Below are 14,524 nucleotides of genomic sequence, written 5' to 3' on the forward strand. Positions count from 1 at the left end.
CGTCGCAGGCGGCGGCTTCCGCCCAGCCGCCCCGGTCCCGAATGCCGGCCGCCGTCGCCTCTGCCGCCTCGCGCGCGCGGTCGGCGCACACGACGCGGGCGCCGAGATCGGCGAGCGCTTCCGCCGAGGACTTGCCGATGCCCGATGCGGCACCGAGCACCACCGCGGTCTTGCCGCCGAGGTCGAAGAGCTTGCGATAGTCCGTCACGAACCAGTCCTCCTATGTTGCGCCGCACAACAAGCCAACATCCTCGATTGACTTTTTGTCGCAGTTTGTCTCGTATACTAATATATCAATTTCAACCAAAAGCATGTCCACACGCATCACGAGGAAAGCCCAGGATGCAGTCGCCCCGGCGGCGACGGCTCCCCGTCGCGGGAAGCCGCCGCAGCGGGCGACTGCCTCGGCGCGCATCTATAGCGAGCTCCGCGGCGAGCTCGTGTCGATGCGGCGCCGGCCCGGCGAGGTGATCTCGGAGGCGGACATCGCCCTCACTTACGGCGTCAGCCGAACGCCGGTGCGCGAGGCGATCCTCAAGCTCGCCGACGAAGGCCTGCTCGACGTCTTCCCGCAATCGGGCATCTTCGTCTCCCGCATTCCGCTCGCTGCCCTGCCCGAAGCCATCATCATCCGCAAGGCGCTGGAGGAAACCACCGCGCGGCTTGCGGCCGAACGCGCCACCGCGAGCCAGATCCTGCAGTTGCGGTCGATCGTCGAGCGCCAGCGCGAAGCCGATGAAGCCGGCGACCGCACCGCGTTTCATCAGGCGGACGAACTGTTTCACGCCACCATCGCCGATGTTGCGAGCCATCCCGGCATCTGGACCCTGATCATGCAGGTGAAGGTGCATGTCGATCGCTATCGTCAATTGACGCTGCCTGTGGCCGGCCGAATGTCGCAGGTGATCGCCGAGCACGAGCCGATCCTCGCGGCGATCGAGGCTCGCGATCCGCAACGGGCGGGAATAGCGATGGAGCGACATCTCGACCGGCTGCTCCGCGACATATCGGAGACCCAGCATACCAATCCGGAGTTTTTCGCAAGCACGGAATGACGACACAACGACACAAACAAAGAAGGAATGAGGGAGGATTACAATGCGACGCCGTGATTTCATCAAGTTGAGCGCCGGGCTCGGGGCAGCAACGCTCGCACCCCTGTCGTCCGGACGCGCGCAGACCAAGGCCGTGTTCAAGGCTTCCGACGTGCAGCCGACCGGCTATCCGACCGTCGCGGCCGTCGAAAGCATGGGCAAGAAGCTCGCCGAGGCGACCCAGGGCCGGCTCTCGATCCAGACCTATCCGTCTGCGCAGCTCGGCGCCGAGAAGGAGACGATCGAGCAGACCCAGATCGGCGCGATCCAGATGCTGCGCGTCAGCGCCGGCGCGGTCGGACCGATCGTCGACGACATCAACGTCGTCAACATGCCGTTCCTGTTCAAGAACGTGGCGCAATCCCAAAAGATGATGGACGGCGAGATCGGCCAGGAGCTGCTCGACAAGATCACGGCGAGCCCGAATGCGAATCTCGTCGGACTGTGCTGGATGGATTCCGGCGCGCGCAGTTTCTACAACACCAAGCATCCCATCAAGTCGATCGCCGACGTCAAGGGCCTGAAGCTGCGCGTGATCGGCAATCCGATCTTCATCGACATGGTGAAGGCACTTGGCGGCAACGGCATCGCCATGGGCTATGATCAGGTGTTCAGCTCGCTGCAGACCGGCGTGATCGACGGCGCGGAGAACAACCCGCCGAGCTACGTCTTCAGCAATCACTACACCGCGGCCAAGTATTTCTCGCTGACGGAACACCTCATCATTCCGGAGATCCTCTGCTTCTCGAAGCGAGCGTGGACGTCGCTGTCCGCCGAAGATCAGGCCCTCGTCAAGAAATTCGCGCGCGAAGCCCAGATCGAGGAGCGCGAGCTCTGGAAGAAATACGAGCAGACGGCGATGGAAAAGGCCAAGGCCGCGGGCTGCGAAATCGTGGAGATCGCCGACAAGGCGCCATTCCAGAGCGCGGTCGAGCCGGTCTGGGACAAATACGGTCCGAAGTACCAGAGCATGATCCAGCGCATCAAGGCGCTCTAGGCGAACGCCGACACAACGGGAAACCCGAGCATGGCCGCACTGTTTCGCCGAGCGATGGATTACCTCTACCTGCTGTGCGTGATCGTCGGCTGCGTCGCGCTCGTCGCGATCTCCGCCGTGATCCCGTGGGCGGTGTTCACGCGCTATGTGCTCAACAGCGCGGCCTCATGGCCGGAGCCGATGGCCGTGCTTTTGACGATCGTGCTGACCTTCATCGGCGCCGCCGCAGGCTACCGGCTCAATCTGCACATGAGCGTTGCCTATTTCGCCAAAAAGCTTCCCCCGCCCCTGCAACGGGCGACCGACCTCCTCGTCCAGCTCCTGATGGCCCTGATCGCGCTGTTCATGGTCATCTGGGGCGAGCGCCTCGTCGAAATCACCTGGTACAACACCATCGCGGATTTCCCCTCGCTCTCGGTCGGCGTCACTTACCTGCCCATCCCCGTCGGCGGTGCCTGCCTCCTGCTCTTCGTGATCGAGCGGATCTTCCTCGGCGTACCGCCGGATCCGCTCGGAAAGCATTCCGAACCAGCGGCCTTCGAGTGAGCCGGGAGAGATCGAGATGGACATCCTCATCCTGCTCGGCACGATGATCTTCTGCTTTTTGATCGGCATGCCGATCGCCTATTCGCTTGCGATGGCCGCGATCGCCGGCGCCGTGTCGGTCGGCATCCCGCCCGAGGCGCTGATGCTGAAGATTTCCGACGGCGTCAGCAAGGTCGCGATGCTGACAATCCCGTTCTTCGTGCTCGCCGGCGCGATCATGGCGGAAGGCGGCATGGCACGTCGGCTCGTCGCCTTCGCCGACGTGCTGGTCGGTCTCACCCGGCTCCGTGGAGGTCTCTCCATCGTCAACGTGCTGGCGACGACGTTCCTCAGCGGCATCTCCGGCTCGGCGGTCGCCGACACCTCCGCGATCGGCTCGGTGATGATCCCGCAGATGGAGAAGAACGGTTATCCGCGCGTGTTCGCGACCAACCTGACCATCTCGTCGTCGGTGCAGGCGCTGCTGGTGCCGCCGAGCCACAATGCCGTGCTCTATTCGCTCGCGACCGGCGGCACCATCTCGATCAGCGCGCTGTTCATGGCCGGCGTATTCCCCGGGCTGCTGATCGGATTTTCGCTGATCATCCTGTGCCTCGTGATCGCCTATCGCGAAGGCCATCCGCACGGCCGGACCGTTCCGGCAAAGGATGCAATCAGGATCACGATCGACGCGGCCTGGGGCCTGATCACGCTGGTCATCATCCTCGGCGGCATCCTGGGCGGTATCTTCACCGCAATCGAGGCCGGCGCGGTCGCGTGCATCTGGGCGTTCTTCGTCACGATGTTCATCTACCGCGACTATCGATGGCGCGACCTGCCGGTGCTGCTGCACCGGACACTGCGCACCGTCGCCATGGTGATGACGCTGATCGCCTGCGCCTCGGCCGTCGGCTACATCATGGCGCTGACGCAGATGCCGGCGAAGATGACGGCGTTCTTCCTGTCGATCTCCGACAACAAATACGTCATCCTGCTGCTGCTGAACGTGCTGCTGTTGCTGCTCGGCACGCTGCTCGACATGGCTCCGTCGATCCTGATCGCCACGCCGATCCTTCTGCCGGTGATGCAGAACTTTGGCGTCGATCCCGTGCACTTCGGCATGATCATGCTGCTGAACCTCGGAATCGGCCTGTGCCATCCGCCCGTCGGTGCGATCCTGTTCGTCGGCTGCGCGGTGGGCAAGGTCACGCTCGAAGAGGTCATGCGCAAGATCTGGCCGTTCTACGGCGTCATGCTGTTCGTGCTGATGCTCGTCACCTACCTGCCGGAGATTTCGCTCTGGCTGCCGCGCATGGTGCTGCGATGAAGCTCCTCGCGCCGGCTTGACGTCGCGGGCGCGCCATCTGCAAGATGTGCGGAAACAACGTCGCGAGGGGAACGCCATGCCACGGAGGCTGATCGATATTTCCGTGCCGCTGCAGAACGACGTGCCGGCCGATCCGCCGGGCAACCACCCGACGATCCAGTACATCGATCACCAGCAGGGCCTGCCGCGCATGCTGCAGTTCTTCGACGGCCTCAAGGCGGAGGACCTGCCGGACGGCCAGGGCTGGGCTGTCGAGCAGGTCTCGCTATCGACCCACAACGGCACGCATCTGGACGCGCCCTGGCATTTCCACCCGACCATGAATCGCGGCGAGCGGTCATGGACGATCGACGAGGTGCCGCTGGAGTGGTGCTTGCAGCCCGGCGTGAAGCTGGACTTCCGGCATCTGCCCGATGGCTACGTGGCAACGGCCGGCGACGTGAAGAAGGAACTCGAACGGATCGGCCACACGCTCTCGCCGCTGGAGATCGTCGTGGTCAATACCAGCGCCGGCGCGAAGTTCGGCGCCGCTGACTATGTGAGTTCCGGCTGCGGCATGGGCTATGAGGCGACCATGTATCTGCTGGAACGCGGCGTGCGTCTGACCGGAACCGACGGCTGGAGCTGGGACGCGCCGTTCATCCACACCGCGAAGAAGTACGCGGGGTCGGGAAATGCGGCCCTGATCTGGGAAGGCCACAAGGCGGGACGGCACATCGGCTATTGCCATCTGGAGAAGCTGCACAATCTCGACAAGCTGCCGCCGACCGGATTTACGGTCTCCTGCTTCCCGGTGAAGATCGAACGCGCCTCCGCCGGGTGGACCCGCGCGGTCGCGATCATCGACGATTAGGAGAACGACGTCACTCGCCGTCGAGGCCGCTCTCGGCCAGTTCACGCAACGCATCGGTATCGAGCACGACGATGGCGCCATGTTCGAGGCGCACCCAGTTGCGACCCGACCAGGCGCGCAATTGCTTGTTGATGCTCTCGCGCGTCATGCCCACCATCTCGCTGATCTCCTGCTGGGTGATGGCAAGCGTTCCACTGCCGGAGTCGAGCTTGCGCTCTTCGGTGAGACCAAGCAGCGCGCTCGCGAGCCGCCCCGGCAGATTCTGCAGGATCACCTGCTCGACCTGCTGGCTGGTCCAGCGCAGCCGCGCACAGAGCAGTTCGATGAACTTCATCGCCAGCGCCGGCTGGCTCTTCACGAACGGCAGGAAGTCACGACGATCGATGATGTAGAGCTCGCAATTGGTGTTCGCGGTCGCGTCAGCCGAGCGCGGCGCACCGTCGAGAACGGCGATCTCTCCGAATATTTCTCCGGGCCCAATGAGATTGAGGATCGCGTTCCGCCCATCCGGCGACGAGGACGATATCTTGACCGTGCCCGAGATCACCGCGAACAGGTTGTTGCCGGGATCGCCCTTGGCAGCAATCGTCGCACCACGCTTGACCGTGGTGTGCTTGGCATAACGGCACAGTTGATCCAGCGCATCCGGCTCGAGATCCGCGAAGATCGGGTGCTTGCGCAAAACCAATAGTTTGTTGCCCGACGATTGTCGGGGGTCGCCTGTCTTGTCCTGAGGCACGCCGCGGGACTCCTAAGACTGCGAGGCATTGAGGTTCCTGCGTAGTCAACGTTGCCGCGTATTTCAACCGGAAAGCAGACCGACAGTTTTAGGCAAATGCCCCGGTCAGGCCGGGGCGCCACACCTAAAAGGCGCATAGAATCATTCTAATAACCAGCAATTGCACACGTGCGCCATCGGAGCCGCGATAGGGACTGCCGAGAGGCTCGCCACAAGTGCACCCAAGCCGGATGCCCAGATGTGGCTGTGATCGGGGGAATATCAGCGGACGTCGCGACGGCCCGCGCTGGTCTGCCGATCCGCCCAGGCCAAGGTCGCGGCAAAGGTAACAAATACGGCCACGACGGCGATCGTCACCAGCAGTGCGTCAGTCGGCATCATCCCCTCCCTCATTGTTTGAGGGGATTATTCGCGACCGACAACCGGTGTCATTGATCCGGATCAATAATGGGAGAGCAATCCGGCAGAGCCCGCATCACGCTGCGGCCAAGGCTTCCACCAGCGCGGCATCGCGCAAGCTGATGCCGCCCTGGATGATCTCGATCGCGCCGTGCCGCTCCAGCTTGGTGAAGGTGCGGCTGACGGTTTCGATGGTCAGGCCGAGATAGTCTGCGATGTCCTGACGGCTCATCGGAAGAGGAACCCTGTCCGAGGCGCGCTTGAGCGCGAGCAGCCGCTCGCGCCAGCCGAGCAAAAAGGTCGCAACCTTCTCCTCAGCCGAGCGGCGGCCGAGCAGGACCATATGGTCGCGCGCCTGGCTTAACTCGCGAATTGCCAGTTCATTGATGCGACGTAGCAGATGGGGCCGGTCCTCGATGAAGCGGCCAAATGAAGCCTTCGCGAACTGGCATACGGTCACCGCGCCGATCGCATCGGCCGAAAAATTGTGCCGGCCGGAAATATTCATCCCCAGGAAATCGCCTGGCAGGGCAAAGCCGACGATCTGGCGCCGGCCGTCGGGCAACAGCTTGTAAAGCCTCATGACGCCTTCGAGAACGTTGTAGAATGAGGTCGTGGTGTCCTCCTCGGAGAACACGGTTTCGCCCGCGTCGAAATGCACCCGGCGCCCGAGATATTCGAACTCCCTGAGTTCGGCGGCCGTCAGCGACGAACAGACCGCGAATTCGCGTACCGCACAATCACTGCAGAAATGCCCGCTCGCCTCAATCGCAACCACGGAAGGTTTCATCCACAGCTCCAAGCGCCGACCGGCTTTCGCGTCCTGCCGAGCCCACCGCGCGCGTGTATTTTACCGCATCGCGCCAAAGCCAATTGACGCAGATCAAGTTCGAAGGCATCAGCGAGGATCCGGATGACCCGCGCAAGCGCTCTAGACCGCCTGCACAGTCCATTCGATCAACTCCCTGGCTATGCGCGCGAATGCCGCGTCGAACGCGGCGACCGCGGCCGCGGGCTCGACTTTGTCCAGCTTTTCGCTGGTCTCGACGAGGCGTGACGCGATCACCTTGCCGTTCTTGTCGACGATCCTGGCCGACAGCCCGATCTGGACCTGCGGATCTCCCTCCGTAGCAATGCGAAAGCGTCTGATGTCGATCAGCAGCTGATAATCCGTCTGTCCGAGATCGGTCGTGCGCAATGGCGCGTGGGCGATGTCGTAGTTCTCGAAACTGTCGATCAGCCGCGCCTGCACCAGCTTTGGAATGCTGTCGGCCCAGAGGAAATCTGCAAAGCCGGGATTGTCCCCGACCGGCGAGAACAGCATGCGCTGCGTCTGGAGCATCGCGACGGCGGTCGGCTCGGGGATGGCCAAGGACGCGGAAAGCGTCTTGCCGACCGGACCGGAATTCTGCGGCGTGCGCAGGTCATAGGTCATCTTCTGCACGGGCGTCCCACCCCCGGTCATCTTTTCGAGGCCTGCCAGGATGCCGTCGAGCTTACCGGTGTTGCGCGCAAGCCCGTCGGAGAACGTCTTGAAATTCGCGATCGTATCCTTCAGCGGACCCGAATTGTCCTCCAGCACGGAATCAACCCGCCGCAGCGCATCCCGCGCCGCCTGCGTCATGCTCTGCCCCGCGCCGGCATCAGCGATCAGGGTCCGGGGCTCGCCGGATGCGGCGACGATTGTGCCGCCCTCGAGCGCCACCGCCGGCACACCGGTCAGGCCCTGGAAATCGAGCCCGACCTTGGTGTCGGCACGCACCGGCGTGGTCGAGGCGACCGCGATCGTCGCATTGACGAAACGCGGATTGTCCGGAGCAAGACCCAATTCCGTGACCTCGCCCACACGAATGCCGTTGAACAGCACCCCCGCGCCAACGAGCAGGCCCGGCACAGGCCCCTGGAATTGCATATGGTAACTCGTGCGCGGCCCGATGCCGCCGGTGTTGTTCAGCCAATAGACGAAGCCGAAGACCGCGACGATCGCGGCCAGCACGAAGGTGCCGATCAGCACGTAGGGAGCGCGGGTTTCCATGTTTCATCTCATCTGGGGTTGCAGCATCTGCGAGCGCTTGCCGTGGAAGTAGGCGCGCACCCAGGGATGCTCGGATTGAAGCAGCTCGCGCATCGGGCCGATCGCCACGATCTTGCCGTCCGCGAGCGCGGCGACGCGGTCGCAGACCGTGGTCAGGCTCGCGAGATCGTGGGTGACCATGAACACGGTCAGCCCCAAGGTCCTTTGCAGCGTCCCGATCAGTGCGTCGAAATCACCGGCAGAAATGGGATCGAGTCCGGAAGTCGGCTCGTCGAGGAAGAGAATCGGAGGATCGAGCGCGAGCGCGCGCGCCAGCGCCACGCGCTTGGTCATCCCACCGGACAGCTCCGCGGGGTATTTATCGCCATCTTCCGCCTGTAACCCGACCATCTCCAACTTGGCGGTCGCGATCTCATCCATCAGCTCCTGCGACAGGACCAGGTTTTCGCGGAGTGGAAACTGCACGTTCTGCCGGACCGTCAGCGACGAGAACAGGGCGCCCTGCTGGAACAGGATTCCCCACTTCCCGGCCGCGCCGCGATCATGCGTGCCGCCAATCGGCCGCCCCATCACCTCGATCGTTCCGCTCCGCCGCGGAATGAGCCCGATGATGGTGCGCATCAGGACCGATTTGCCGCCCCCGGAGGCTCCGACCAGCCCGAGGACTTCGCCTCTGCGGACGTCGAGCGAAAGTTGGTCGAGCACGGTCTGGCGGCCGAATCCGACCACGAGGTCACGGACGCGGATCGCGAACTCCTGTTGTGATTCAGGCATCGTCACATTCCGATCGAAGCGAAGAAGATGGCAAATAGGCCGTCGAGCACGATCACGAGAAAGATCGACTTCACCACCGATGTCGTGGTCTGCCTGCCCAGCGACTCGGCACTGCCCTTCACCCGCAGTCCTTCGCTGCAGGCGACGATCCCGATTACCAGCGCCATGAACGGCGCTTTCAGGATGCCCACCTCGAAATGGGTCACGGAAATGGCCTCACGCAGCCGCGCGAGGTAGATCGCCGGCCTCATATCGCCATAGAACTGCGCGACGATGCCGCCTCCATAGAGCGCGGCGATCGACCCGATGAAGGCGAGGATCGGCAGCGCGATGACCAAGGCGGCCACTCGCGGCAGGATCAGCACGTCGATCGGGTCGAGGCCCATCGTCGATAGCGCGTCGATCTCCTCCCGCATCTTCATGGAGCCGAGTTCGGCGGTGTAAGCACTTCCCGAGCGGCCCGCGACCATGATGGCGACGATCAGCACGCCCAATTCGCGCAGCACGAGAATGCCGACCATGTCGACGGTGTAGGACTCGGCTCCGAACCGGCGGAAATGGAAGAAGCCCTGCTGGGCGATGATCGCCCCGATTAGGAAAGTGATCAGCAGGACGATTGGAATGGCTTGCCAGCCTATCCGGTAGAGCTGGTAGACGAGCGATGTCATCCGCAAAGATCGCGGCCGGCGCAAGATGCCGATCACAGACACGAACAATGCACCGAGCATTTGAAGAAAGATCGCGACATCTTCCCGCGCAGCAACCGTGGACTTGCCGAGATCGTTCAGCCTGAGCAGAACCGGATTGAAGGCCGGCGCCGATGGCGGCGTGTGGCGGTTGACCTGACGAACCTCTTCCATCAGCCCACTGAACCGGTCAGCGACACCGACGATCTCGGCAGGTGTGCCGGACGATGCGGCCTTGCGCGACAGCTTTTCCAGGACCCAGGCGCCGAGCGTGTCGAGCGCGCCGATTCCTGACATGTCCAGCGTCACGCTTCGCGATCGCTCGAGATCCCTCCCGATCGATCGGGACAACGATTCGAGCGTCGAGACGTTGGCGGCAACCCATGACCCTTCCGGACGCAATTCGAGCGCATCGCCCGACGGCGTTGCCAGCAGCAGGGGTTCTGAATTCACGCGCTTATCCTCGTGGGACGACTGGTCCCCTTCTAGGCCATCGTGAGGCCGTCCGATTGACTTGGCTCAAACACGGTCCCGTCGCTTTCTTGACGCAAATCAATCACCGCCAGGACAGGCACGCTTAGGGTTTCTTCGTTCAACGGAGACCGCCAATGTTCGACACCGGCAGGCTGAGCGACGAGTTGAAAGCGCTCAAGATCGACGTCACTCGTTTGCTGAGCACCGCCGGCGACGAAATGCTCGATGCGTCAAAAGACCGCGCCGAGGCGCTGGCCGAACAGATCAAGGCTGCGCTTGCCGAGCTCGGCGAGACCGTCAGCGACGAGCGGGAGCAACTCCACGGCCTCGTCACCGAGCGCCCGGTCGCATCGCTCGCCTCGGCATTCGCGCTCGGCGTCGTGGTCGGCTTCATGCTCAGGAGACACTAGGTGAGCACGGAAAATATCGTCAAACACCTCCGCGTGCTCTGGCGCACCGACAGGATCATCGCCGATATCAAGCTGCGCCATCTGCTGGCCGGGATGGGCCTGCGCGCCTTCGCCGCTCTGATCGCCGCGTTCGGGCTCCTGATGCTCGAACTGTCGGCCTATTTCGCCCTGGTCCAGATCTGGAGTGCGATCGCCGCGGCTGCCATTCTCGGCGTTGTTAATTTCGCCCTCGCAGCGGTCCTCCTCCTCGCCGCAAATCGCCCGCCTTCGGGACGCGACATCGAGCTGGCCAATGAAATTCACGACGCCTCCATCGAAGCCCTTCAACGGGAAGCATGCGCGCTTCAGGCCCAGGTCGCAGGCGCGGTCCACCATCCGCTGAGCACCGTCGTGCCGGTGCTGATCCCGTTGATCGCGATCATCGTGAAGAATTTGCGGAGCGCGGCCAAAGGCTCCGCGGCCGGTGACGCAACGGCGTCCCGCGGAGTTCACTCATAACGCGTTCGTTCAAAGCCTCAGCCTGACGTCGCAGACGTCGGGCTCGCTCGGATCCGGCTTCACCTCGAAGCCGAGTTGCCGGCACATATCGAGCATCGTGACGTTCTCCTTGAGCACGTCGCCCGATATGGTCTTCAGCCCTTCCGACTTCGCATAGTCGATGATCTGCTGCATCAGAGCCCATCCGAGCCCCCTGCCCTTGAGATCGGAACGCAGCAGGATGGCGTATTCGCCGCTCTCGTAGATCGAGTCCGAATGGATCCGGACGACGCCCACCATCTCGCTGGTGGCCTCGTCGAACGCGATGAACGCCATCGCGCGCGCATAATCGAGCTGGGTCAGGCGAGCGATGAATTCGTGGGTGAATTCCTTCATCGGCGCGAAGAACCGCAGACGGAGATCGTGGGCCGTCACATGGCGCAGGAATTCGTGGATGGTCGGCTCGTCCTCGGGGCGTATCGGCCGGACGAAGATTCGCCAACCGTCCTTGAGCTCGATATGACGCTCCAACCGCGACGGATATGCCCGAACGGCAAAATTGGCCGGGCCAGAGCCGGAAAACTTCCGCTGCGGCACCCCCACCGCGACGCGTGCATCGACCGCCGTCACTCCGGTTTCGTCGGCCAGCAGCGGATTGATGTCGAACTCGCGGATCTCCGGAACATCGGCGGCCATCTGCGCGAGTTTGACCAGCACCAGGGCGACTGCGTCCTGCTTGACCGCCGGCACGTCCCGATAGGCACGCAGCAGTCGCGAGACGCGGGTTCGGTCGATCAGGTCACTGGCCAGCTGCAGGTCGAGCGGTGGGAGCGCGAGAGCCTTGTCATTGATGATTTCCACTGCCGTCCCGCCCCGGCCGAACACGACGACCGTACCGAAGGTCGGATCGTCGGCAAGGCCCAGGATCAACTCGCGCGCCTTCGCCTTGACGACCATGGCCTGAACGATGACGCCGGAGATCCGGGCTTCCGGACGCAACCTCTTCGCCCGCGCGAGAATGTCGGATGCGGCCGCCCGGACGGCATCGGCTGTGGTCAGGTTGAGAACGACGCCACCGACATCGGATTTGTGCACGATGTCGCGCGACATGATCTTCAGCACGACCGTCGCGCCTTGCGCGAACATCTCGTTCGCACAGGCTACGGCTTCTTCGATATCGGTCGCCGCATAGGTCGGCACCATCGCGATGTCGTAGGCTTCGAGCAGGTGCTTGATCTCGACCGGTTCGAGCCATTTGCGGCCATCAGCGATCGCGGAGGCGACGATGCGTCTCGCGGCCGCGACATCCGGCGCAAACGTATCCGGCATCGCCGGTGGGACCTGGCTCAGTTCCTCCACCACCTCGCGGTGCCTGACCAGATGCATGAAGCCGCGCACCGCGTCGTCTTCGGTCGGATAGTTTGGAATTCCTGCGCCGGACAGGGTTTCGATGATCGTCTGATCCGCGCCGACCCAGGCGGCGAGCACCGGTTTGGCCCAGCTGCGATGCTTGTCGCGATAGGCCTTGACGCGCTCGGTCACCGTCCTGGCGATGTCGGCGGCCGAGGCAATCGCGGTCTGCACGTTGAGGATCAGGACGGCATCGTTGCCGGGATCGTCGAGCAACACCTCCAGCGCGGCCGCATAGCGCGATGCATCCGCGTCACCCACGATATCGACGGGATTGGCGCCGGACCAGGTCGCGGGCAGCACCGCATCGAGATTCCTGCGCGTATCCGCCGTCATGGGCGCCGCGATACCGCCGAGTTCCACCAACCGATCGACAGCCAGCACGCCAATGCCGCCGCCATTGGTGAGGATCGCCAGCCGCTTGCCGGTCGGGTCTTCGACGCGGCCGAGCGTCTCGGCACAATCGAACAACTCGCGCAGATCGGCGACGCGGAGAACGCCGGCACGGCGGAACGCCGCGTCGTAGACGGCATCGGAGCCCGCGAGGGCACCCGTATGCGTGGCGGCCGCCTTCGCACCCTGCGCCATGCGGCCGGACTTCACCACGACGACCGGCTTCACGCGCGCCGCCGCGCGCGCGGCAGACATGAATTTGCGCGCGTCCTTGATCGCCTCGATATAGAGCAGGATCGCGCGGGTCTTGTGATCCATCGCGAAATAATCGAGCAGGTCGGCGATATCGACGTCGATCTGATCACCGATCGACACGATGCCGGAGAAACCGACGCCACGCTGCGCCGCCCAATCCACCATGCCGGCCGCAATCGCGCCCGACTGCGAAATCAGCGCGAGGTTTCCGGCACGCGGCATGCTCGCGGCGAAACTGGCGTTGAGACTGACGCCCGGCATCATGATGCCCAGACAGTTCGGACCGATCAGCCGCATGCCGTGTTTGCGGGCCGCAGCGATTGCAGACTCGTGCAGCGATCCCGGCCCATGCCCCAACCCGGCCGAGACGATGAGCGCACCAGCCGACCCACGTTGTCCGGCCTGATCGACGATGCCGGGAACCTCGGCAGCGGGCGCTGTGATGACCACAAGCTCGGGCACGAATGGCAGCTTGTCCTGGCTGCTCACGGAGGCAACGCCGCCGATCTCGGAATGACGGGCATTCACCAGGCCGAACGGTCCCTTGAACTCCGCCTTGCGAATGTTCTCCAGAACGGCACGCCCCACAGAGCCCTGGCGCGGGCTCGCCCCGACGAGAGCCACGGACTGAGGCGACAACAAGTTTTTCAAGCGGTAGGTCGACATGATGGCAAATCGTCCGATCGGACGTCCGGTCCGATAGTTGAAAGCGCGCTCGAAAATGGGGCGAAGGCACCTAGTGCGACATCATAACCCAGCACGGTGGCTCGCCGATGACGGTCTTCGTCACACCGCCCCAGACGATCTCGTTCAGGCGCGAATGATGGTAGGCACCCATCACGATGGTGTCGATGGCGTGGGACTGCGCCCAGCTTCCGAGCACCTTGCCGATCGAGCTCCCGCTGCCTTTCACCGTTTCGAAAGACGCGTAGACTCCATGTTCCCTCAGATGATCGACGAGGCTCGTGCCCGACTGCATCACCGCCTCGGTCTTGTCGTCCACCACGCTGATCACGCGGACCGCGGTCGCCGCCTGAAGGATCGGCAGCGCATCGCCGACCGCCCGCGCGGCCCGGGCGGAGTGATCCCAGGCGATCATGACGTTCTCGAATTCGGGGCGTAGCGTCTCGACGTGACGTTCCGGACAGAGCAGCAGCGGCCGACCAGATTCGAACAGGAACGTTTCGACGAGGTTCTCGGTGCGGCTGTCATGCGGCTTCACGGGAATCAGCGTGAGGTCGCTGAACCGCGCATGTTCGGCCAAGGTCGACGCGATCCGGTCCGCCGGCACCCTGCCTGACCGGCTCTGGCCGCGAATGTTGGTTCGGGACAACGCGTTGTCGAAGGCGTTCAGGAGAAGCTGTATGTCGCCCAGCTCGGGCGCGCCATTGGGCTCCGCGATATCCGGACCATCGGGAAATACGACCTTCGGTCGTACGAACTTATCGTCCTCCAACGCCAGCGCTGTGATCCTGGCTCCGAGGTCGGCGGCGACAGCCACGCATTTGTCGATCGCGGCAAGTACCGGTGCGCGCGGCTGGCCGACGAGCGGCAGAAAGACGTCCTTGATGGGCATCGGAATTCTCCTCGCCTGCCAGCATAGGCGGCTTTGCCGCCGACATGCTTGATCCGCCTCAAGCATGGGAAACGCCATCCTGCCAGCCCACGACAGGACT

At 63.6% G+C, this 14,524-nt stretch carries 15 protein-coding genes; 7 read left to right on the forward strand and 8 right to left on the reverse strand.

Annotated elements, in window-relative coordinates; all coding sequences use genetic code 11:
• Positions 1-208, reverse strand: a 208-nt coding sequence (locus tag QM712_RS26930) for an SDR family NAD(P)-dependent oxidoreductase (protein ID WP_415026185.1), incomplete at its 3' end; no start/stop codon positions are given.
• A 103-nt stretch (positions 209-311) separates the two neighbouring features.
• Between QM712_RS26930 and QM712_RS26935 the strand changes: the two genes are divergently transcribed.
• From QM712_RS26935 to QM712_RS26955, 5 genes are all read left to right on the forward strand, one after another.
• The gene (locus QM712_RS26935; protein ID WP_415026229.1) at positions 312-1,055 is read left to right on the forward strand and encodes a GntR family transcriptional regulator; all 744 of its coding nucleotides are present in this window, start codon (positions 312-314) and stop codon (positions 1,053-1,055) included.
• 43 nt (positions 1,056-1,098) lie between these two features.
• Positions 1,099-2,091, forward strand: coding sequence for a TRAP transporter substrate-binding protein DctP (gene dctP / locus QM712_RS26940; RefSeq protein WP_415026186.1), 993 nt, complete (start codon positions 1,099-1,101; stop codon positions 2,089-2,091).
• A gap of 30 nt (positions 2,092-2,121) precedes the next feature.
• On the forward strand, positions 2,122-2,637 hold the full coding sequence (locus tag QM712_RS26945; protein ID WP_415026187.1) for a TRAP transporter small permease: 516 nt from the start codon (positions 2,122-2,124) through the stop codon (positions 2,635-2,637).
• A gap of 16 nt (positions 2,638-2,653) precedes the next feature.
• On the forward strand, positions 2,654-3,943 hold the full coding sequence (locus QM712_RS26950; RefSeq protein WP_415026188.1) for a TRAP transporter large permease: 1,290 nt from the start codon (positions 2,654-2,656) through the stop codon (positions 3,941-3,943).
• A gap of 76 nt (positions 3,944-4,019) precedes the next feature.
• The gene (locus tag QM712_RS26955) at positions 4,020-4,796 is read left to right on the forward strand and encodes a cyclase family protein (protein WP_415026189.1); all 777 of its coding nucleotides are present in this window, start codon (positions 4,020-4,022) and stop codon (positions 4,794-4,796) included.
• A 10-nt stretch (positions 4,797-4,806) separates the two neighbouring features.
• On the opposite strand, the gene QM712_RS26960 is transcribed toward QM712_RS26955, so the two are convergent.
• From QM712_RS26960 to QM712_RS26980, 5 genes are all read right to left on the reverse strand, one after another.
• On the reverse strand, positions 4,807-5,535 hold the full coding sequence (locus tag QM712_RS26960; RefSeq protein WP_415026190.1) for a Crp/Fnr family transcriptional regulator: 729 nt from the start codon (positions 5,533-5,535) through the stop codon (positions 4,807-4,809).
• A gap of 475 nt (positions 5,536-6,010) precedes the next feature.
• Positions 6,011-6,724, reverse strand: coding sequence for a helix-turn-helix domain-containing protein (locus QM712_RS26965; protein ID WP_415026230.1), 714 nt, complete (start codon positions 6,722-6,724; stop codon positions 6,011-6,013).
• A gap of 141 nt (positions 6,725-6,865) precedes the next feature.
• The gene (locus QM712_RS26970) at positions 6,866-7,969 is read right to left on the reverse strand and encodes an ABC-type transport auxiliary lipoprotein family protein (RefSeq protein WP_415026191.1); all 1,104 of its coding nucleotides are present in this window, start codon (positions 7,967-7,969) and stop codon (positions 6,866-6,868) included.
• A gap of 3 nt (positions 7,970-7,972) precedes the next feature.
• The gene (locus tag QM712_RS26975) at positions 7,973-8,743 is read right to left on the reverse strand and encodes an ABC transporter ATP-binding protein (protein WP_415026192.1); all 771 of its coding nucleotides are present in this window, start codon (positions 8,741-8,743) and stop codon (positions 7,973-7,975) included.
• Between the two features lie 2 nt (positions 8,744-8,745).
• Positions 8,746-9,882, reverse strand: coding sequence for an ABC transporter permease (locus QM712_RS26980; RefSeq protein ID WP_415026193.1), 1,137 nt, complete (start codon positions 9,880-9,882; stop codon positions 8,746-8,748).
• Positions 9,883-10,037: 155 nt separating this feature from the next.
• On the opposite strand from QM712_RS26980, the gene QM712_RS26985 reads away from it, so the two are divergent.
• Both QM712_RS26985 and QM712_RS26990 read left to right on the forward strand, forming a co-directional pair.
• The gene (locus QM712_RS26985) at positions 10,038-10,313 is read left to right on the forward strand and encodes a hypothetical protein (RefSeq protein WP_415026194.1); all 276 of its coding nucleotides are present in this window, start codon (positions 10,038-10,040) and stop codon (positions 10,311-10,313) included.
• Complete coding sequence (locus QM712_RS26990; protein ID WP_415026195.1) at positions 10,314-10,811, forward strand: phage holin family protein; 498 nt, start codon at positions 10,314-10,316, stop codon at positions 10,809-10,811.
• A gap of 9 nt (positions 10,812-10,820) precedes the next feature.
• Here the strand turns inward: QM712_RS26990 and QM712_RS26995 are convergent, their stop codons facing one another.
• On the reverse strand, positions 10,821-13,514 hold the full coding sequence (locus tag QM712_RS26995; RefSeq protein ID WP_415026196.1) for a GNAT family N-acetyltransferase: 2,694 nt from the start codon (positions 13,512-13,514) through the stop codon (positions 10,821-10,823).
• 70 nt (positions 13,515-13,584) lie between these two features.
• Complete coding sequence (locus tag QM712_RS27000) at positions 13,585-14,424, reverse strand: universal stress protein (protein WP_415026197.1); 840 nt, start codon at positions 14,422-14,424, stop codon at positions 13,585-13,587.
• Positions 14,425-14,524: the final 100 nt, after the last annotated feature.

The organism is Bradyrhizobium sp. (assembly GCF_047605465.1).
Lineage (GTDB): Bacteria > Pseudomonadota > Alphaproteobacteria > Rhizobiales > Xanthobacteraceae > Bradyrhizobium.